This window comes from Daejeonella sp. AP26 (assembly GCF_056680515.1).
The window spans coordinates 2,600,506-2,619,507 of the sequence record NZ_CM155286.1; the positions used below are offsets into that span (position 1 = coordinate 2,600,506).

At 42.1% G+C, this 19,002-nt stretch carries 18 protein-coding genes and 1 tRNA gene; 12 read left to right on the forward strand and 7 right to left on the reverse strand.

Annotation, left to right across the window (positions count from 1 at the left end):
- The first annotated feature begins 121 nt into the window (after positions 1-121).
- Positions 122-1,081: an NAD(P)-dependent alcohol dehydrogenase gene (locus tag AC1MCB_RS11110; RefSeq protein WP_479964791.1), complete on the forward strand. Its 960-nt coding sequence runs from the start codon at positions 122-124 to the stop codon at positions 1,079-1,081.
- A gap of 59 nt (positions 1,082-1,140) precedes the next feature.
- Here the strand turns inward: AC1MCB_RS11110 and AC1MCB_RS11115 are convergent, their stop codons facing one another.
- Positions 1,141-1,896: an SDR family oxidoreductase gene (locus AC1MCB_RS11115; RefSeq protein WP_479964792.1), complete on the reverse strand. Its 756-nt coding sequence runs from the start codon at positions 1,894-1,896 to the stop codon at positions 1,141-1,143.
- 450 nt (positions 1,897-2,346) lie between these two features.
- On the opposite strand from AC1MCB_RS11115, the gene AC1MCB_RS11120 reads away from it, so the two are divergent.
- Positions 2,347-2,787 carry an Hsp20/alpha crystallin family protein gene (locus AC1MCB_RS11120; RefSeq protein ID WP_479964793.1) on the forward strand — a complete coding sequence of 147 codons (441 nt, stop codon included), beginning with the start codon at positions 2,347-2,349 and terminating at the stop codon, positions 2,785-2,787.
- Positions 2,788-2,991: 204 nt separating this feature from the next.
- On the opposite strand, the gene AC1MCB_RS11125 is transcribed toward AC1MCB_RS11120, so the two are convergent.
- The 4 genes from AC1MCB_RS11125 to AC1MCB_RS11140 form a co-directional block, all read right to left on the reverse strand.
- Positions 2,992-3,813: a universal stress protein gene (locus AC1MCB_RS11125; RefSeq protein ID WP_479964794.1), complete on the reverse strand. Its 822-nt coding sequence runs from the start codon at positions 3,811-3,813 to the stop codon at positions 2,992-2,994.
- A gap of 431 nt (positions 3,814-4,244) precedes the next feature.
- Positions 4,245-4,799, reverse strand: coding sequence for a biliverdin-producing heme oxygenase (locus AC1MCB_RS11130; protein ID WP_479964795.1), 555 nt, complete (start codon positions 4,797-4,799; stop codon positions 4,245-4,247).
- A gap of 50 nt (positions 4,800-4,849) precedes the next feature.
- Entirely contained in the window at positions 4,850-7,072 is a 2,223-nt protein-coding gene (locus tag AC1MCB_RS11135) for an ATP-binding protein (protein ID WP_479964796.1), read from the reverse strand.
- A gap of 447 nt (positions 7,073-7,519) precedes the next feature.
- Positions 7,520-7,593 (reverse strand) — tRNA-Ile (locus tag AC1MCB_RS11140).
- 261 nt (positions 7,594-7,854) lie between these two features.
- Here AC1MCB_RS11140 and AC1MCB_RS11145 point away from each other — a divergent pair.
- The 3 genes from AC1MCB_RS11145 to AC1MCB_RS11155 all read left to right on the forward strand — a co-directional run bounded on the left by AC1MCB_RS11145 (position 7,855) and on the right by AC1MCB_RS11155 (position 9,252).
- Positions 7,855-8,091, forward strand: a complete 237-nt coding sequence (locus AC1MCB_RS11145) for a hypothetical protein (protein WP_479964797.1) — start codon at positions 7,855-7,857, stop codon at positions 8,089-8,091.
- A gap of 64 nt (positions 8,092-8,155) precedes the next feature.
- The gene (locus tag AC1MCB_RS11150) at positions 8,156-8,797 is read left to right on the forward strand and encodes an HAD family hydrolase (protein WP_479964798.1); all 642 of its coding nucleotides are present in this window, start codon (positions 8,156-8,158) and stop codon (positions 8,795-8,797) included.
- A 134-nt stretch (positions 8,798-8,931) separates the two neighbouring features.
- On the forward strand, positions 8,932-9,252 hold the full coding sequence (locus AC1MCB_RS11155; RefSeq protein WP_479964799.1) for a phosphoribosylpyrophosphate synthetase: 321 nt from the start codon (positions 8,932-8,934) through the stop codon (positions 9,250-9,252).
- On the opposite strand, the gene AC1MCB_RS11160 is transcribed toward AC1MCB_RS11155, so the two are convergent.
- The gene (locus AC1MCB_RS11160; RefSeq protein WP_479964800.1) at positions 9,249-10,463 is read right to left on the reverse strand and encodes a proline dehydrogenase family protein; all 1,215 of its coding nucleotides are present in this window, start codon (positions 10,461-10,463) and stop codon (positions 9,249-9,251) included. The genes AC1MCB_RS11155 and AC1MCB_RS11160 overlap by 4 nt on opposite strands.
- A gap of 65 nt (positions 10,464-10,528) precedes the next feature.
- On the opposite strand from AC1MCB_RS11160, the gene AC1MCB_RS11165 reads away from it, so the two are divergent.
- The 7 genes from AC1MCB_RS11165 to aroC all read left to right on the forward strand — a co-directional run bounded on the left by AC1MCB_RS11165 (position 10,529) and on the right by aroC (position 17,361).
- Positions 10,529-10,735, forward strand: a complete 207-nt coding sequence (locus AC1MCB_RS11165) for an RNA-binding S4 domain-containing protein (RefSeq protein ID WP_479964801.1) — start codon at positions 10,529-10,531, stop codon at positions 10,733-10,735.
- Positions 10,732-11,802 carry a 3-dehydroquinate synthase gene (gene aroB / locus AC1MCB_RS11170; protein ID WP_479964802.1) on the forward strand — a complete coding sequence of 357 codons (1,071 nt, stop codon included), beginning with the start codon at positions 10,732-10,734 and terminating at the stop codon, positions 11,800-11,802. Before AC1MCB_RS11165 ends, aroB begins: the two co-directional genes overlap by 4 nt.
- Positions 11,803-12,467: 665 nt before the next feature.
- On the forward strand, positions 12,468-13,295 hold the full coding sequence (locus AC1MCB_RS11175; RefSeq protein WP_479964803.1) for a prephenate dehydratase: 828 nt from the start codon (positions 12,468-12,470) through the stop codon (positions 13,293-13,295).
- A 104-nt stretch (positions 13,296-13,399) separates the two neighbouring features.
- Positions 13,400-14,509, forward strand: a complete 1,110-nt coding sequence (locus tag AC1MCB_RS11180; protein ID WP_479964804.1) for a chorismate mutase — start codon at positions 13,400-13,402, stop codon at positions 14,507-14,509.
- On the forward strand, positions 14,506-15,756 hold the full coding sequence (aroA, locus tag AC1MCB_RS11185) for a 3-phosphoshikimate 1-carboxyvinyltransferase (RefSeq protein ID WP_479964805.1): 1,251 nt from the start codon (positions 14,506-14,508) through the stop codon (positions 15,754-15,756). Before AC1MCB_RS11180 ends, aroA begins: the two co-directional genes overlap by 4 nt.
- Positions 15,757-15,792: 36 nt before the next feature.
- Complete coding sequence (locus AC1MCB_RS11190; protein WP_479964806.1) at positions 15,793-16,200, forward strand: DUF4332 domain-containing protein; 408 nt, start codon at positions 15,793-15,795, stop codon at positions 16,198-16,200.
- A 57-nt stretch (positions 16,201-16,257) separates the two neighbouring features.
- Positions 16,258-17,361, forward strand: coding sequence for a chorismate synthase (gene aroC, locus AC1MCB_RS11195; protein ID WP_479964807.1), 1,104 nt, complete (start codon positions 16,258-16,260; stop codon positions 17,359-17,361).
- 22 nt (positions 17,362-17,383) lie between these two features.
- Here the strand turns inward: aroC and AC1MCB_RS11200 are convergent, their stop codons facing one another.
- Positions 17,384-18,967, reverse strand: a complete 1,584-nt coding sequence (locus tag AC1MCB_RS11200) for a sensor histidine kinase (protein ID WP_479964808.1) — start codon at positions 18,965-18,967, stop codon at positions 17,384-17,386.
- Positions 18,968-19,002 lie beyond the last annotated feature (35 nt).

Genomic DNA, 19,002 nt, shown 5'->3' on the forward strand with positions numbered 1-19,002 from the left:
ATCCCGATGGCCGGTGACAGGAGCTAAACATAATTAACCAAAGCAATAAACCTCCGCCAGCTACATCCTGGTTAAATGTTTAGGTTTCTGAAACAATTTTCAAAAACACACTCTAAAGAAAATGAAAGCCATTATCTATACTGAGTATGGGGGACCTGAAGTTCTGCAGCGGGCAGAAGTGGAAAGGCCCTCTCCGAAGGACGACGAGGTTCTGATAAGAGTCTGTGCGGTGTCCATCAATGACTGGGATTGGGGACTTCTGCAGGGCGACTTTATTAATCGCCTGATGTATGGATTACAAAAACCAAAGAAACAGATACTGGGGTCTGATATTGCCGGACGGGTTGAAGCCGTGGGCCGAAACGTGACGCGGTTTAAGGTTGGTAACGATGTGTACGGTGACCTGAGCGGCCGGTGGGGAGGATTCGCTGAATATGTTTGTGCCGCTGAAAAATCCTTAGAGCTGAAACCGGTCGGGATGAGCTACGAGGAAGCGGCGGCCATACCACAGGCCGGCATGCTTGCTGTGCAGGGGCTAATTGACCGGGGCAGTATCCGGCAGGGACAGATGATATTAATCAACGGTGCCGGCGGCGGCGTAGGCACTTTCGCCCTGCAGATCGCCAAACAGTACAGGGCTGAAGTAACAGGGGTCGATAAAACCAGCAAGCTGGATTTCCTCCGTTCAATGAGTTTTGACCATGTCATAGATTATACTCAGGAAGATTTCACAAAAAGCGGCAGGCGCTATGACCTGATCCTGGATGTGAAGACAAACCGTTCGATATTCGATTATGCCGGCGCATTAAAACCACGGGGAGTGTATGTTACGGTCGGGGGTTCCACCGGCCGGCTTCTCCAGGCTTTGATACTTGCGCCATTAATCTCGCTAATCAGCAAAAAGCACATCCGGATCGTGATGCTGAAACCAAATAAAGATCTCGTTTATATGAATAAGCTTTTTGAATCAGGCAAACTCAGACCTGTAATTGATGGGTCTTATAAGCTGGATGAGCTACCTGAAGCATTCAGGGTTTTTGCTAAAGGAGAGCACAGAGGGAAAATTGTGATAACGATGTAAAGGAACCGCAGCAGGCATAAATGACTGGTCATAAAAAGCTGCAGGACCCACCCCACAATCTATCCTGTAGTAAACCCGCCGTCCACCGGCATGGCAATACCGGTTACAAACGATGCTGCATCAGAACATAACCAAACAACGGCTTCCGCAACTTCTTTCGGATCACCCATTCTACCCAGGGGTTCCATCCCGGTAAATTGTTTTTCCACCTCCTTATCTTTACCGGTAAGGCGGTCAATCATTTCTGTATGAATTACTCCTGGACAAACCGCATTCACCCTTATTCCTGATTTAGCATATTCCAGGGCAGCCGTTTTGGTTAAACCAATTACGCCATGCTTGGTGGCAACATAAGCTGGTAAGCCCGGAAAACCATTTAAACCAGCCACCGAGGCACAATTTATAATAACGCCTTTGTTATTTTTCAGCATGTAAGGTATTTCATTTTTCATGCATAGCCATACCCCCTTCAGGTTGACGCCAATAGTTTTGTCGAAATTCTCTTCAGTGCACTCATGGGTGTTCGCCATATGCCCTTCAATGCCGGCGTTATTAAAAGCAAAGTCTAATCGCCCAAAACGAAGTATGCTTTTTTCGACCATACTGCTTACTTCAGTAGCATTTGATACATCGCATTTCACAAATAAAGCATCGATGCCTTCACTTTCTAGCAGGCTAATGGTTTCTTTGTTTTCAATCCAATCGACCACCACAACGCGGGCACCTCTTTTTGCAAAAGCGATAGCGGTAGCCCTGCCAATGCCGAAGCTGCCACCGGTAACGATCGCTACCTTACCTTCAAATTCTTTTTCCATGACCTTAAATTGTTGAAGCTTCCCTTCCGGAATTTACCCAAAGATTATATCTGACAGAATTTCTAACTCGATTTATTAAAATAAAAATAGCAGGATTTACCTTCAGCAATACTGATTTTAATCAGGCAAATGGATGATATTGGGAATCGGTAAAGTACTTCAGACGGATTTAGAAATCTGTTTGATCTAGGAAATCTGGGAAAGTATTGCAACCGACAAAATGTTATTTTCCGCCAATGCTTCATTATTTTTCAACCATCCATTGGAATATGCTGTCGCGGGGGTGCTGGCAAAAGTTTTTAAGCAATAAAGACTTTGTTTATCCGAAGGGGAAACAATAATTGCACTCCTGACCAATCTCAATGTTTCTCCTGACCATGGTCGGTGATTTCATCAGCAATTCAAAATAGATTTGGTAAACAAAGAACAATTAACACAAAGGAGGATATTATGAAAACTCAAGCATTAGCAAAAGCTGGTGAAGGAATGCCAAGCGTATTTGATGATTTTTTCAAACCCTGGAATGAATGGTTTGATGGTGGCCTATTACGCCGGGCGATGAGCGTACCGGCTGTTAACATCATTGAAAAAAAGGACAAATACCTGGTATCACTGGCAGCACCTGGGATGAAAAAAAATGATTTCAGCATTGACCTTGAAGGCAATATGCTTACCATCAGCTGTGAAACTGAGGACCGCAAAGAGGAAGAGAACGCGAAATTTACACGCAAAGAATATAATTACTCCTCTTTCTCCCGCAGTTTTTCTCTGCCTGAAGAAATCAAGGAGGACATGATTGATGCAAAGTATGAAGATGGTGTGCTCAATATTACGCTTCCCCGCAAAGAGAATGGCCGGGGGCAGATGGCGAAAAAGATTGCGGTTAAGTAAACCAAAAAATATTTAACGCCCTGCACCTTACAGGCGGGGCGTTAATTTCTTTGACTTTTAATAAGGAGAGAAACACTTCATCTCTTTGGAGTGAAACATTTGAAAACATTTCACCAAACGACGAATTTCTACCGCCCATTATTTCATATCCGCAAGGCTGATTTGTTTAAAGTTTTATGTACGGGTTCATAACGGTTTGTAATTTCACTCATGAAGTGAAATTACCGGCACCTGGCTATGCTGCACTAATTGTTTCGTATGACTCTTATGAGTCAGGCTGTCCAGCAAACCATGCCGTTTTGGTAAAACGATCAGCAAATCAATATGATTCTTTTCAGCAAAATCAATGATACCTTCATCTGTATTTTCATGAGTAATCAGATGATACCTGGGATTTAAAGGATTTAAAATATCCTGTAACAGACCTGATTCAAAAACCATATCCGCTTTAAATTCCTTTTTCTTACCGGTATTGATTATATGCAACTCGGCATGAAAGTCATTAACCAGCATTTTAATTTCATCGATTGGTGTGGTGTCAACAACCTTATCAAAGTCGCTGGCCAGCCCTATTTTTTTAACAGATGAAAAACGAGCTTTCAAAGGCACCGCGATTAGTGGCCACATCAAATGCTTCATCGCATTTACGGTATGTCCGCCAAAGAACAAACGCTCAGTAGCTGTGGTACCCTGACTGCCCATTACAACCAGATAAGGTTTTACCCGTTCACAAACAGATTTTAGTTCTGTATCGAAAACACCCATTCTAACTTCCGTTTGGATATCTAGTTTTTCCCCCGTTTTCAGCGCCAGCTGCGATTTTAGCAGGTTGATATTCCTTACAGCATCCTGCTTAATATCTTCTTCAGTAATTGCCACTGGCACTTCGAAATAAACCACTGGCACCTGACATATATGCACGAGGATTAATAGGTTTGCTTCAATTGCCAGGGCCATATCTGCGGCGTAATCAGCTGCATTGGACGCAGCTTTAGAGAAATCTGTCGCAATCAATATTGTTTTCATAACTGCCATTTTTTTAATATTCTAAAAGTGCATTTTCATCTGATAAATGTAATTTATAGCATGGATTAAACAGATGACCGCTATCAGGGGGAACTCTGATAATACTCATTAGAAAATCTGCCTGGGCAGGATGAAGGCTTTCGCGGGTGGATTCCCTCCGCAAATTCCAAAATGATCGGTAAATGATATAACAGGGATACTAACTTGAATAAGACGACTTGAGATAGATTTTTATTCCCGGTAGATGTTCGCAGAATTAAGGCGTATATTTTCGCAGATTAATTCTACATTAAAGGGATAGGATTTGCTTAGATCAGTGTATTTTATCAGCGTAGATTCCATCTAAGAAACTTATGTTTGTTAGCTTAAATGTGATCACAATATAATCGCATAAAAGCACTCTCGCCCCGGTATTTTAAAGGCTGGATTTTTTAGGTTAAAACGTATTTCCTAGTGAAGATAGTCTGGAAAAAAGTGAAGGTTTGTTTGGCCTTTTCCAGGGCCTCATTTTCTTCAGCTTTAGAAAACTGGTATTGCTCAAGTGCTGTCTTAAAAGAATTCCAGTCTTTCAGATTTTCTTTATCTCCGTTGAAGAAATGATGTTGATCAACAGAGATAAGTCCAGTGCATTTTCCGATATTCTTAGCAAGGAGCATTCCCCCTAAAGCCGATCCTTCTACCACATAAGCAGCGCCTAAGGCTTCGGCCTGGGAATGGCATTCAAAAATGTCATTTTCGTAAGGTATTTCTGCAGAGACTCCGAGTAATTCCAGGTCTTGTTGAATTTGCTTATGTTTTTTGCCACTATACGCCGGTAGAAACTGTTTTATAGCGGTTTCAGTAGCCTGATAGGCTATGAAATTTTGTAGCAAGAGCAATTTATAGGTCTCCAGGTCTATGCTGTGATCCATAATTTGCTTTGCTAAATTTTGTGCTTCTACCTGTTCATGCAGCTCGCGGGTTTCTTCCTTAAGTCTTTGAATCATCTCCATCCTTTCCAATATCAATATTAAATCTCTTAGTGTCTTTGAGCTACTTATCCTTCTTTTTTAGTTCCGAGATAAAAATAAAACTCAGAACCCTGTTCCGGTTCACTTTCTACCCAAATCTCTCCATGGTGTTTTTCTACTACCTTTTTCACAATAGCCAGGCCAATCCCTGTGCCTTTGAACTTACCTCCTACCGCTCTTTGAAAGCTCTCAAATATCTTTTCCCAAAAATCCGGATGGATACCTATACCATTATCTTTAATAAAGAAAACTTCCCTGCCATTCTTAACAGTGGTGCCGACTTCTACTTTAGGATTTTCTTTTTCGGCGGAATATTTTAGTGCGTTATTGAGCAGGTTGGCCCAGAGCTGCGAAAGCAATCTGCGATCTCCTTCCATCACGGGTAACCGCGACTGAATTGTCAGCGTAGTTTTAGGGTAACTACCCTCAGCATTAACAAATTTGAGCACCTCCACTATCAATTCTGAAGTATCTACACTACTTACTTCAAGATCATCAATCTTATTAAGGCGCGAATATTCAAGGATATTATCAATGAGATCGTTCATCTTTTCATTGAGATCCCTGCTCATCCGGACCAGTGTTTGCCCCTGCTCATTTAACTTTTCCCGGTGATCTTCGTCTAAAATTGAAAGAATTCCTTTCATACCGTTTACAGGAGCTCTAAGATCATGAGAAAGCCCGTAGCTAAATAACTCAAGTTCTTTATTAGCCTCAGTTAACTGTGTATTCAGGGCTTCGATCTCCTTTTGCTGTTGCACAAGTAAAACGTAACTAATATTCTCCCTTAAAGCCCGGATAATGTCTTTGTCGGTCTCCTGCCAGGCTTCAGATACTCCTGTTAGTTTTTCTGACCATTTTTCAAATGACAATCGCGGACTTATGCGATGTTCAATTTCGTTATAAAAGGCTTTGTCCTGTGGATTACCGCCCCAACTTACCTCCTGGATCTCTTCAGGCTTAAACCAGAATATGTAAATATTCTCCGATATCTTTAGGCTAATAACACCGGATGCAATTTCCTTAAAAGCTTTCGCCGCAGGAAATACTGCGGAAAGATTACGTGTCAAAAAGTGGCCTTGTGACTGTTCTTTACTAAAATTTAGTAAGCTTTCAAGCTGATCTTCCTCAGGAGTGATTCCAATAACTTTCCAGCGGTCTTTCATGAAAACGGCACCGCCACCACAGGAAATAAGTTGAGTGAAATTTACATTTCCTTCAGAAAGTGCCATAACTACATCACTTTCCTTGTTCATTTGCACCACCAGTTGTCGCCTTATACTTTCCGCATGTTTTACCTGACTAATCAGGGAGGTATTTTCCTGTAAGGCAAGTTCTGTAGAAAACATTTGTGCCAGGAAGCGACAGCTCTCGCGCTGATAAAAATCTAAATGTTTCGCCGTCTTATGATGACAGGCTATCAATCCCCACAGTTGCCCCTTTACTATAATGGCAGCCGAAAGAGAAGCCCCCACCTCCATATTTTTAAGGTATTCAATATGAATTGGTGATACTGCTCTAAGGACCGATCTGGAAATATCAAGTGGTTCTCCCGAAACAGGAGATAATTCAGGAATAATTGGAACCGCAGTGTAATAGACATCGGCAATGATTCGTACCCTGGTTTTCAAAAAAAGGTGCCTGGATTGAACGGGAATGTCGGTAGCGGGATAATGTAATCCCAGCCAGGGAGCCATCTCTTCATCCTTGCTTTCTGCGATGACTTCCCCATTCCATTCTTCATCAAATCGGTAGATCATCACCCTGTTGTACCCAAACATTCTTTTGGTTAGAACAGTTGCAGCTTCACATAGTTGTTTAACAGATTGCGCAGCCTGGAATTTATTAAGTATTTGAGTTAATTGTTTCTGAAAAAAAAACGGATTATTAACCTCCTGAAACGGTTCAAAATCCAGAATAAGGTTTGGTCCTGAGTAATGTGCCAACATCAGGAAGTTAGTATTATTAATCAAAACGTCTTGTGGAACAGTTGCTTCTTTGGAGATGAGCAACTCCATAAATTCGTCTACCTGGCTCTCTCCTAACAGGTACGAGAGATCTTTTCCTAGCATTTCTTCAAACGCCACCCCAAAATACTGAACTGCATTCTCTCCTACCTGCGTGATTTTAAGACTTTCAGGATCACAAGAAACAAGCACCCCGTGCGACTGCGTTTTACCGATAATATGAATTGGCTCCCTGGCACAATTATCCAGGTCTAGCTTGTCGAGATTAGAGGTGATGGTCATAATTAAGCATTAGTTTGAAGTAGAAAGAACTCGCTACTCCTTCCTGTGAATTTATTCAGATAGTACCATTGAGAAGACGTGCTATCCATTAACATGAGCCAGCCAACGCTTGGCACTATCACTATTATTCTGGTTTTTCGGTCTGGCAAAGATAGTTAAAATATTAGCCTGAACTACTTTGCAGTACCTACCTATTGAGTTTGAGTAAATTAATTGAAATACCAGGCCGATTATGCCGCGCATTGAACCGTCAGCAAAACATATCCGATCATTATACTCAAGTAAATAAAGATCTGGTTTGTTACTGCATGAATAGCTTTGCGATTGAACAAGTAACCAGAGGCGACAGGTTTTTTATTTCCTTAAATATTCCATTGAGCTATGCGTTAACTGTGTGAACGGCATACACGTAACAAAAAAAGCCTTCCTTTCGAAAAGCTTTCTAAGTGCGCCCAGATGGGCTCGAACCATCGACCAAAAGATTATGAGTCTTCTACTCTAACCAACTGAGCTATGGGCGCTGCTAAAACAGGTGTTTTTTGCGAATGCAATTTTAAGGATTTGCATCCGATATAAAAAATCTAAACGCAAAAAAACCAAAGTTGTTCTCTTCCAATGACTTGCTCCTTTGCGAGCCTCTTATTATTGAATAAATATTTCCCTTTTATGATGTTGCATATGAAATAAAAACGTAAATTCCTTATCGAATAATCGTTTTAGCCCATTCCCCACCTTCCTCAGGTACCTTCTGCAATAAACCTTGGTCACTTGAACCTTTTTCGATGAATGACTTTGACATTATTTTGAGTAATAACAAAGGATTGACTTTAAACGCTCGTGTAAGATACATTTACCCGGATCATTTTAGCGTTGATATACAGGATCTTAAGCTAACCCTCAAAGTTTTCAGACACTGGGACGGCAGGCTTGAATGTAAAGAGGCGGAAGAAACTCATTCGAACCTGGTAAAGGATGTTTGCGAGCAGATCAATGCATACCTGAGCAGGCAAAGTGATTAAGAATCGAAGAAAATCCTTAGTAGTCTTTTGAATTTTCGATATTGGAGCGGTTTTAAAGGCTGCTATGAATAATATTAAAAACATCATTTTTGACTACGGGAACGTAATTTTCCTCATTGATTTTAAACGCACTCAGAATACTTTTACTGAGCTGGGCATTGAAAACGTAGAACGGTTCTTTGGACATACCGGTCATGATCCCTTATTCAACGAGTTTGAGAAAGGAATGATCAGCGCTGCAGAATTCCGTCAGGGCATCCGCAGGATCACGGAGAGACCCGAACTTACCGATGCCCAGATAGATAATGCCTGGAATACCCTGCTAATCGGGGTGCCGCCGGTTAATCATGAGATCCTTTTGAAAGCCAAAGAAAAATACCGGACATTTTTACTCAGTAATAACAACGAGATCCATTACGACTGGATCATTAACTACCTGAAAACTGAATATCACCTTCCATCCAATGAAGTACTTTTCGAAAAAGATTACTATTCACATCTGTTGAAGATGCGAAAGCCGGACAAAGATATCTTTGAGTTCACCCTGGCGGAAAACAACCTCAAGCCTGAGGAAACTTTATTTATTGACGACAGTCCTCAGCATATCAGGACTGCTGAAAGCCTTGGCCTGGTTACTAAACTTTTGACTGCACCAGAGACACTCGAAAGTTTCATATACAGTTCAGGATTGCTTCGGAAAGAGTAAATACGGAATTATACCCGTGTATTTCCTCTTTATTGGCCGATTATTAAAAATAGATTACACCGATAACTGTTGAAATTTAAAACTAGAGTGTAAATCAGGATAAACAAAATTCCAGACCCAGCTGTTGTTTACATATGTCAGATTCAACAGAATTACCAACCGTAGTAGAAACGCTGAATGAGTTAATCGCAAAAGGCTTTACTCATGATTTCAATATTCACAATAACGCCCTGCACTCAAGTAATGGCGATATATCGCTGAGTCCGAAGGACTTTGAGATTGTTAAGGTCTATCGTTTTGAAGGTCAGAGTGACCCCGGAGACAATGCGGTTATATATGCCATCGACGTGCCTAAGCATGGGATAAAAGGCACCTTTTTTAATGCATACGGTGTTTATTCCGATGAGATCTCGGAAGAGCTTTTGAAAAAGCTTAATACCCCTGTGCCTAATTAAGCTTTATTAAGGTTTCTGCGTTTTCTTTCGGCAAGGATGAGATTTAACTCTCTTCCCATCATTCCGGAGATGGATGTGTTTTCCTCTGCCCTGCGAAACAGGTATGGAAGAACCGCTTTCACCGGTCCATACGGAACGTACTTGGCCACATTATATCCTGCATCCGCCAAATTGAAACTCAGGTTGTCGCTCATGCCGAGCAACTGGGAGAAAAAAACATTGGGGTTAATTTGCTCAATACCTTTTTTGTCTAACAATTCTACCAATAAGCGGCAGCTTTCTTCATTATGTGTACCGGCAATAAAACCAATGTGATCTGTACTTTCAGTACAGTAGGCCACCGCCGCGTTATATTCCCGGTCAGTTGCTAGTTTGGTAGCGTTGATAGGAGAAGGGTATCCCAGCTGAAGAGCTCTTTCACGTTCCTTTTCCATATAAGCACCCCGAACCAGTTTAGCCCCCAGGAGAAATCCTTCGGTTTTTGCCAGTTCTGAATCAGCTTTAAGCGATGCAAACTTATCGTTCCGGTACAATTGGTAAGTGTTATAAACGATCAGCTTTTCACGATTGAATTTTCGCATTGCTTCTAGGGTCAAATTATCCACCGTATCCTGGATCCACGTTTCTTCCGCATCTACCATTACGGGTATGCCGGCGTCAAATGCTGCTTGGCAAATTGCTTCAAAGCGGTTTCTGAACTTCAGAAATTCTGCTGTCTCTGTTTCTGAAAGCTTAGCCCGGGCATTTACTTTTTCAAGTAATGCAAAACGGCCGATCCCGGTAACCTTGAAAACGGTAAGGGGAATACGGCTATCTCCGTCTGCACGCCTGATAGTTTTTATTATTTCAGCGCAGGTGTGGTCGAATACGTCTTCTTCTTCTGCACCTTCAACTGAATAATCGAGGATGGAGCCAACTTTTCCCTTGTTTAATGCAGCAACCGTAGACTCACATTCTTCTATCGTTTCTCCACCGCAGAAATGCTTGAATATGGTTGCTTTGATAATCCCTTCAAGGGGTAAGCCGATCTTTAAAGCGAACTCTGTTATTGGCGGACCAATTTTCGTCAGGAAATTAATGCTGATTAATTTAAACAGCCAGTATGCGCGGTTTATGTCCGCGTTCGTTTTCCCCCGAAAAGAAATCTCGGTATTATCGAATGAAAGGTTCTTTTTGCTGGTATTCTGGACTCCGGAAGGTGCAATTGACATGCCCCAAAGTTATAAATTATGGGCTTATAATTATTGCCGACAGGTTATTTTTGTAGTTTTGCGTCATGTTAAAATTTACCTTAACCGGAGAGTATATTCCGCTGATCCAGCTCTTAAAAGCAACCAATCTTGTACAAACAGGTGGCCACGCCCAAATGGTAGTAACCGATGGCGAAGTTAAATGCAATGGAGAAGTGGAATACCGAAAACGACTCAAGGTAAAACGCGGTGATATTGTTGAATATAACGGTCAAAAAATCGAGGTTATATGAAGACATTGCAGAGCAATACTTACAAGATATTTTTTGAAAACAGTATTATTCAACTTGGCAACTTCATCGCAAACGGCAATTACTCCCGGATCCTTTTCCTGGTAGACACCCATACCGGGGAACATTGCCTGCCACTTGTGAAGGCTGCTTTGCCTGATCTGACCGAGTTTGATATTATAGAAATAGATCCCGGAGAGGAGAACAAGAACATTGACTTCTGCATAGGGATCTGGAAAATGATGCTTGACTTTAAGGCTGATCGCAATAGTTTATTAATAAATCTTGGCGGTGGAGTGATCACGGATATAGGCGGTTTTGCCGCATCTACTTTTAAACGCGGGATTGACTTTGTGCAGGTTCCTACCACGTTGCTATCGCAGGTAGACGCCTCGGTTGGCGGAAAAACTGGCATTGATATGGATCAGGTTAAAAATGTTATCGGCACCTTCACCCAGCCTAAAGCAGTATTCATCGAGCCGGAATTTTTGAAAACCCTGAGTCGCCGGCAGATAGTTTCAGGCTTTGCGGAGATCATCAAACACGGACTTATTTATGATGCCGCTTTATTTAAGAATTTACAGGAAATACGACCGGAAGAGGTTAATGCTGATGTTATCTACCGATCGATAGAAATAAAAAATGAAGTGGTAACTGCTGATCCTTATGAAAAAGGATTAAGAAAGATCCTGAACTTCGGTCATACTATCGGCCATGCAATAGAAAGCTATTCTTTAAAACATGATAAAGATCCGCTTTTGCATGGTGAAGCGATTGCGATCGGTTTTATATGCGAAAGCTATCTGTCGGTAAAGTATAATAGTTTAACAGACTCAGAATTAGAAGAAATTCGGGATTGCATTGTTAGCTATTATCCTAAATATTGGCTCGATGCACCATTTGAGGAACTGCTTAGTATTATGCAGAATGATAAAAAGAACCAGGACGGGAAAATTAACTTCTCATTGCTGAAGAGCATAGGAACGTGCGGTACCGACAGTTTTTGTTCGGAAGATGATATTATAGAGAGCCTGAACTACTATAAAGCTTTGCCGGCTGGGGGATTTTAGAGGAGATATTCGATCTAATAAATCATCCCTAACAAAAAGCTTTTTTTTGCACGCAAAGCAGATAAGAACCGCAAAGCTCGCGAAGCCCAGCGCCTTGCGGTCAGCCTGAAATAAATGATTCGAATAACGACTTTGCGGCCTTTGCGTTTTGATCTTTGCGACCTTTGCGTGGGAATAATAGCCTTCGGAAATTAGTATCCTTGTTTTAGGTCTACTATGATCATGGAATCCCTGTCGGGAACCTCAACAAATAAAGGTTTTATTTTAAATCCTTTAGCATTAAGCTGCCCGAAAACATCAAACACAATTCTTTTTGCATTTATTTACTGGCGGTAAAAGGAACTTTTGATCTGCTAAAACACGTTAAAGACAAATAGTTACTACCTCCATGAATAAGACGACGAATATTATTTGGTGAATGCGAATAAATTGATTCTCAAACGCTTATAATTAAGAATATTTTTTTTCAATTTTATTTGCATGAGAGATTTAACTGTGTACATTTGACAATAACAAGCAAGAAAATGATATTAACAAACGCATATTGGAACGGTTACTTTTACTTTTATAGTGAAAGCCGGGATTAATATGCGATAAACGATCATAGAGAATTTATAGCAGAAAGTCCCGGCCAAACAGCCGGGACTTTTTTTATTTACAGCAAAATGCAAACAAAAAGAGTTGCCATTCAGGGTATCAGGGCCTCCTTCCACGAGGAGGCTGCTTTTAAGTTCTTTGGCGAAGATATTGAAACGGTTGAATGCAATTCGTTTAAGCAAACCTGCGAAGAGCTAAAGCACAAGAATGCGGATTACGTGGTAATGGCCATCGAGAATTCGATAGCCGGAAGCCTTTTACCTAACTACAGCTTGCTGCGGGAATACAACTTTCCGATTGTAGGCGAGGTATATTTGCCTATTCAACTGCATCTGCTGGCCCTCCCCGGTGTTAAGTTTGAGGATATCAAGTATGTGACCTCCCATCCTATTGCGATTCGCCAGTGTGCCGACTTTTTTGATGAATTTCCACATTTACAGGTTATTGAAAGTAGCGATACCGCTGCCTGTGCTAAAAAGATTCGTGAAGAAAATCTGAATGATACGGTGGCGATAGCGAACAACTTAGCTGCGAAGTTGTACAACCTGGAAGTCATGGAACGTCGAATTGAATCCAACAAAAAGAACTATACACGTTTCCTGATCCTGACTACCAAAAGCATGGATGAAGCGCGTATCAATAAAGCTTCACTTTGTTTCCAGGTAGGAAACGCGGTTGGCTCGCTATCGAAAGTGCTCACTATTTTTGCTGAACAGAATATTAACCTGAGCAAGATTCAGTCAATGCCGGTTTTGGGTAAGCGTAATGAATATAACTTTTACGTAGATATTGAATGGAAGAACCAGGCGGAGTACGACAGCGCCATTCGAAAAGTTTTGAAACACACCGTGAATTTCACCATCATGGGAGAATATATGCGGAATGATACGGTTTAGAGGATTTGAAGAATTGAATTAGAGGATTTGAAAATTTGATAATCCTGACACCACATACCTAAAAGCTAAGAGCTAATACCTAACAAACTAAATAACTAAATACGATGAAACTAAATTTAGACATACAGCCATTAAACAGCTGGTTAAAAGTAAGCAGCGAGCCTTTGTTGATCGCAGGTCCATGCAGTGCAGAAACGGAAGATCAGTTAATTGCCACAGCCCATTTGCTGGCTAATACCGGAAAAGTTTCGGTTTTAAGAGCAGGGATATGGAAACCGCGTACCCGTCCGGGCGAATTTGAAGGTATCGGAAGTGTTGGCTTGCAATGGCTAAAAAGAGCTAAGGAAGAGACCGGCTTACCTACCGCAGTTGAAGTAGCTACGGCAAAGCACGTTGAAGAAGCCCTGACAGCAGGGGTTGACATTTTATGGGTAGGTGCTCGTTCTACAGCGAACCCATTTACTGTTCAGGAAATTGCCGATGCACTCCGTGGAGTTGATATCCCGGTGATGGTAAAAAACCCTGTAAACCCTGATATTTCCTTATGGTGCGGGGCATTGGAGCGTCTTAATAATGCGGGTATCAAAAAGCTGGCAGCAATACACCGCGGCTTTTCATCATACGAGAAAACTGCTTTCCGTAACGAGCCTATGTGGGAACTTGCGATTCAGCTAAAAACACTTTGCCCTGAATTACCAATCATTAACGATCCGAGTCATATCTGCGGTAACCGTGAGCTGATCCAGTACATCTCTCAGAAAGCGTTAGATTTAGATATGCAGGGCTTAATGATCGAGTCTCATATTGATCCTTCAGTTGCTTGGACCGATGCTAAGCAACAGTTAACGCCGCAGGCTTTATCTGACTTGATGGATATCCTTACGCTACGTCAGCCAGAGTCTCGTGACAAAGAGTTCGCCGATAAGCTAGCGGAACTTCGTACCCAGATTGATAAACTGGATGATCAGATCATTCAGAAGATGGCAGAAAGAATGCAGATTGTAGAAAAGATCGGTGAGTTTAAAAGAGATAATGGCGTTACTATTTTACAGGTAAGTCGCTGGGATGAGATTATGAACAAACGCAGTTCTTTTGCACAGGCTTTGAAACTTGATCTTAATTTTACCAGTAAACTTCTTGAACTGATTCACAGTGAATCTATCCGTAAGCAAACCCTGATCATGAACGATAAAGCTGTTGTTGAAGAGAAATGAGCAGTTCAGAAAAGATCAGTGTAACCAGCAACAAAAAATCCATTAAAGGCATCATACAGCTTACAGGTTCAAAGAGTGAAAGCAACAGAGCTTTGATCATGCAGGCCCTGAGTGAGGGGAAGGTTGAAGTTGCAAATCTTTCAAAGGCTGCTGATACTGTAACCTTAAATGAGATTCTGAATAATATAGGGGGGAAGGTGGAAGGCGGGAAGGTGGTGGATGTAGGTCCGGCGGGGACCGCGATGCGTTTTTTAACCGCCTATGCTGCTATGATTCCTGGTGAAATTATTCTTACCGGTTCCGAAAGAATGCAGCAGCGTCCTATTGGTATCCTGGTCAATACTTTGCGGCAGTTGGGCGCCAGTATCGAGTACGACAGCAAAGAGGGATTTCCGCCGTTAAAGATTACGGGTCCGCTGGCTCAGACAACGGCACAGGTATCCATTAAGGGAAATATCAGCAGCCAGTATATTTCAGCCTTGCTGTTAATTGCTGCCAAGCTTCCCCTTGGCCTTGATCTGCATATTGAGGGCGAATTGACTTCGACTCCATATGTAGAGATGACTCTAGCGATGCTTGACCAGGCTGGCATACGGCATGAATGGGATGAAAGCACCATCAGCATTGCCCCGCAGGAATTTAAGCCTTCGGTAATTACAATTGAGCCTGACTGGAGTGCTGCTTCCTATTGGTATGCGATAGCTGCGCTTTCTGATGAAGCTGAATTGTTCCTCCCGGGTTTAAACGCTTACAGCCTGCAGGGTGACAGCCGCATTACGGAGATCATGGCCAATTTCGGTATCACTTCGCAGTTTAAAGACGGGGGCGTTTATCTCCAAAAAGAGGACAAGAAATTAGAAAGGAAGATATTCGATTTTAAAGATTGTCCGGATCTGGCGCAAACGGTTATTGTTTGCTGTGCAGCCCTCGGTCACGACGCGACATTTACGGGGCTTGAAACCCTCAAAATAAAAGAAACTGACCGGATTAAAGCTTTACAGACAGAACTGAAAAAGATTGGTGTAAATCTTATTGAGAAAAACCTGACTTGTAAACTAGATTGCTCTGGACTTCATTTTCCTGAAAAGATCAGCATTAGCACGTATGAAGATCACCGGATGGCAATGGCATTTGCTCCACTGGCAATGAAGATTAAGCAGCTTGAGATTGAAGAACCGATGGTTGTTGAAAAATCGTATCCTCATTTTTGGGATGATCTTAGTTCGTTAGGTTTTTTGGTTAATTAATTTTTTACCTTAGAAGAAACTAAAAAGCTAAAGATTATGTCCTATTCAGTATCAGAAATCGAAGGTATCGGAGCTGCGCAGCAGGCCAAATTGAAGACTGCAGATATTACTTCTGTTGAACAGTTATTAGAGAAAGGTGCCACGGCTAAAGGTCGCAAAGAGCTGGCAGAATTGACAGGTATTGATGAGAAGAGCATTCTGCGTTTCGTGAATCACGCGGATCTTTTTAGAATAAACGGGGTTGCAGGCCAGTTTTCCGAATTACTGGAAGCAGCCGGAGTGGATACGGTAAACGAGCTGAAAACCAGGGTGCCGGCGAACCTTCATGCTAAGCTGGTTGAAGTGAACGAGACGAAAAACCTTGTTAACCAGGTGCCTGGTTTAAGCCAGATTGAAGATTTCATAGCGCAGGCTAAAAAGATGGATCCCAAGGTCACACATTAATTAAAACATCAATTATCAAAAAGCGGACTTGATCCGCTTTTTTTAAATACAATAAAAATGGCAGGAAATTCATTTGGTCAATTATTCCGTATCACCACATTCGGCGAATCACATGGACCGGCAATTGGAGTAATTATCGATGGTTGTCCTTCGAACCTGGAGATAGATATGGATTTTATCCAAGCCGAGCTTGATAAAAGGAAGCCGGGCCAGTCTAAGATCACAACGCAAAGGAAAGAAAGCGATTCTGTTCAAATCCTTTCTGGTGTATTCGAGGGAAAAACGACGGGAACTCCGCTTGCTATGCTCATCCCCAACGAAGATCAGCGTTCTAAAGATTATTCCCATGTGAAAGAGACCTACAGGCCTTCGCACGCTGATTATACCTACGACAGCAAGTATGGGCATAGAGATTACAGGGGCGGTGGCCGTTCTTCAGCCAGGGAAACCGCAGCCAGGGTTTCCGCGGGAGCTGTTGCGAAACTGCTTTTAAAGCATGCGGGCATAGAAATATTTGCCCATGTTTCGGCAGTTGGAACAATAGAGGCCCCGAATCTGGAGCAATTGTCAATTACTGAGTTACTGGAGATCCGGGAGGGCAATATAGTGCGTTGCGCTGATCCGGCAACAGCCAGCCAGATGATCGACCTGATTGATCAGACGAGGAAGGAAGGTGATACAATTGGCGGACAAGTTTCTTGTGTGATCCGGAATTGCCCGCTGGGTCTTGGTGATCCGGTGTTTGACAAGCTGCATGCCGACCTTGGCAAGGCGATGCTAAGCATAAATGCGGTACATGGCTTCGAATATGGATCGGGCTTCACAGGCTCTCAGATGAAAGGCTCTGAACATAATGATATCATCATTCCAAACCCGGCTTTAGGGGATAAAACAGCTTTTAAAACCTTAACAAATTTCTCCGGCGGTATTCAGGGTGGAATCTCCAATGGTATGGAAATCTTTTTCAAGGTAGCTTTTAAGCCTGTAGCGACCATTATGCAAAGCCAGGCAACGGTTAACTCATCAGGTGAAGCGGCTGAAGTACAGGGCAAGGGACGACACGATCCTTGTGTGGTACCACGCGCGGTGGCTATTGTTGAGGCGATGGCTGCACTTACACTTGCAGATCATCTTTTGCGGAACAGGACGGTAAGACTTTAAATGTTAACATACTAACAGTTTATCAGTCTTCTAAAATGTCCATTGTCTTACCGGGACGGACATAGTATGGCAGGCTTATAATAACTTCCGTAAATATTCCCTCTTTTGAACTAACTTCCATTTGGCCGGCGTGTCCCTTGGTGATGATGTCATAGCTTAGCGACAGGCCCAAGCCAGTGCCCTGACCGGAGGGCTTAGTGGTGAAGAAAGGCTGGAAAATTTTGCTCTTTAAGTTTTCGGATATGCCGTTTCCATTATCCCGCACACGGATCTCGACGTTTTTGCCCATTCTTTTGGTGCTCACCCTGACTTCCGGCTCATAACTGCCGTTAAGCATAGCTCTCTTTTGGGAAGTTGCATAGAAAGCGTTACTCAATAAGTTTAAAATTACCCGACCTATCTCCTGCGGTACCACATCCACTTTACCTATTCCAGGATCAAAATCAGTTATTAGGTTTGCCTTGAAATTCTTATCCTTCGCCCGGGATCCATGGTAACCTAATCGCAGATATTCTTCTGTCAGGAGATTAAGGTCTGTAGCATGTTTTTCACCTGATGATGCCCGAGAATGTTGTAGCATCCCTTTAACAATCAAATCCGCCCGCTTGCCATGGGTATTAATCTTTTCCAAATTTTGTTCCACTGCATCAACTAACGCAATTACTTCTTTCGTATTACCCGCCTTAATCGCCTGCTTTATCTCATCGATCAGCTCTTTGTTCACTTCCGAGAAATTATTTACAAAGTTCAGCGGATTCTGAATTTCATGGGCTATCCCAGCGGTCAGTTCCCCCAGCGAGGCCATCTTCTCATTTTGAATCAATTGGGATTGAGTCGATTTCAGCTCAGACAATGCTTCATTGAGTGCGGTATTAGTGCCCGATAAGGTTGCGTTTGCTTCACTAAGTTCCTTTCTGATCTTTGATAGATCTTCTACCATTTTGTTGAAAGCTTTCGACAGCTGGTCGATTTCATCATGGGTAGAAGTTTCAACTCTTTGCTCAAGATCCCCCTCCCCCACCCGGATAGCTGCATTTCGCAGAGCTAAAACCGGCACTGAGATGTTCCTCGCCAGCCATACGCCAATTAAACTGGCTAGAATAAAAAATGTACTACCTACTAATAATGCAGTTGTTCGGATTTCCTTTTTACTTTCAATGATTTCATCAGTTTTGAACACAAGCAGTATTTCACCCGAGAGTATGGAAGTACTAAACGGAGAGCGTTTAACTATGATCTTTTTAGTGGACTGTATAGAAGGGTCAACAAAGATTTCCGGAAACGTATTGAAGACCATCTTTTTAATCTTAAACTGGTTATGATCGCTATTCCAGATTGTATCATATTGAATGAGAGCAATAAATTGAAGGCGCGGATCATCTTTTACAAATTCCATTGCTGTTTGTACCCCCTGAAAATTTTGTTCCGTGAGAGCTATCTTAACTCCCAAAGCGACGGTGTTTGCTAAATTCTGTACCTCATTATTGTAATTTCTCAGTAAGAGTTTGCCTTGTTGAGCTGGGAAATAAACAAGACCAAAGAAGGTAAACATTAAAACAATAGACAATATTGTTAGCAGAATTTTAGCTTTAAGTGCGATTAACATAGTTACTTAAATTTAAAATCTCCTGTACTTTCAAG

Excerpts from the sequence above, each read along its gene's own strand:
- AC1MCB_RS11110 (WP_479964791.1), top strand. The coding sequence starts at position 122 with ATGAAAGCCATTATCTATACTGAGTATGGGGGACCTGAAGTTCTGCAG.
- AC1MCB_RS11115 (WP_479964792.1), bottom strand. The coding sequence starts at position 1,896 with ATGGAAAAAGAATTTGAAGGTAAGGTAGCGATCGTTACCGGTGGCAGC.
- AC1MCB_RS11120 (WP_479964793.1), top strand. The coding sequence starts at position 2,347 with ATGAAAACTCAAGCATTAGCAAAAGCTGGTGAAGGAATGCCAAGCGTA.
- AC1MCB_RS11125 (WP_479964794.1), bottom strand. The coding sequence starts at position 3,813 with ATGAAAACAATATTGATTGCGACAGATTTCTCTAAAGCTGCGTCCAAT.
- AC1MCB_RS11130 (WP_479964795.1), bottom strand. The coding sequence starts at position 4,799 with ATGATTCAAAGACTTAAGGAAGAAACCCGCGAGCTGCATGAACAGGTA.
- AC1MCB_RS11135 (WP_479964796.1), bottom strand. The coding sequence starts at position 7,072 with ATGACCATCACCTCTAATCTCGACAAGCTAGACCTGGATAATTGTGCC.
- AC1MCB_RS11145 (WP_479964797.1), top strand. The coding sequence starts at position 7,855 with ATGAATGACTTTGACATTATTTTGAGTAATAACAAAGGATTGACTTTA.
- AC1MCB_RS11150 (WP_479964798.1), top strand. The coding sequence starts at position 8,156 with ATGAATAATATTAAAAACATCATTTTTGACTACGGGAACGTAATTTTC.
- AC1MCB_RS11155 (WP_479964799.1), top strand. The coding sequence starts at position 8,932 with ATGTCAGATTCAACAGAATTACCAACCGTAGTAGAAACGCTGAATGAG.
- AC1MCB_RS11160 (WP_479964800.1), bottom strand. The coding sequence starts at position 10,463 with ATGTCAATTGCACCTTCCGGAGTCCAGAATACCAGCAAAAAGAACCTT.
- AC1MCB_RS11165 (WP_479964801.1), top strand. The coding sequence starts at position 10,529 with ATGTTAAAATTTACCTTAACCGGAGAGTATATTCCGCTGATCCAGCTC.
- aroB (WP_479964802.1), top strand. The coding sequence starts at position 10,732 with ATGAAGACATTGCAGAGCAATACTTACAAGATATTTTTTGAAAACAGT.
- AC1MCB_RS11175 (WP_479964803.1), top strand. The coding sequence starts at position 12,468 with ATGCAAACAAAAAGAGTTGCCATTCAGGGTATCAGGGCCTCCTTCCAC.
- AC1MCB_RS11180 (WP_479964804.1), top strand. The coding sequence starts at position 13,400 with ATGAAACTAAATTTAGACATACAGCCATTAAACAGCTGGTTAAAAGTA.
- aroA (WP_479964805.1), top strand. The coding sequence starts at position 14,506 with ATGAGCAGTTCAGAAAAGATCAGTGTAACCAGCAACAAAAAATCCATT.
- AC1MCB_RS11190 (WP_479964806.1), top strand. The coding sequence starts at position 15,793 with ATGTCCTATTCAGTATCAGAAATCGAAGGTATCGGAGCTGCGCAGCAG.
- aroC (WP_479964807.1), top strand. The coding sequence starts at position 16,258 with ATGGCAGGAAATTCATTTGGTCAATTATTCCGTATCACCACATTCGGC.
- AC1MCB_RS11200 (WP_479964808.1), bottom strand. The coding sequence starts at position 18,967 with ATGTTAATCGCACTTAAAGCTAAAATTCTGCTAACAATATTGTCTATT.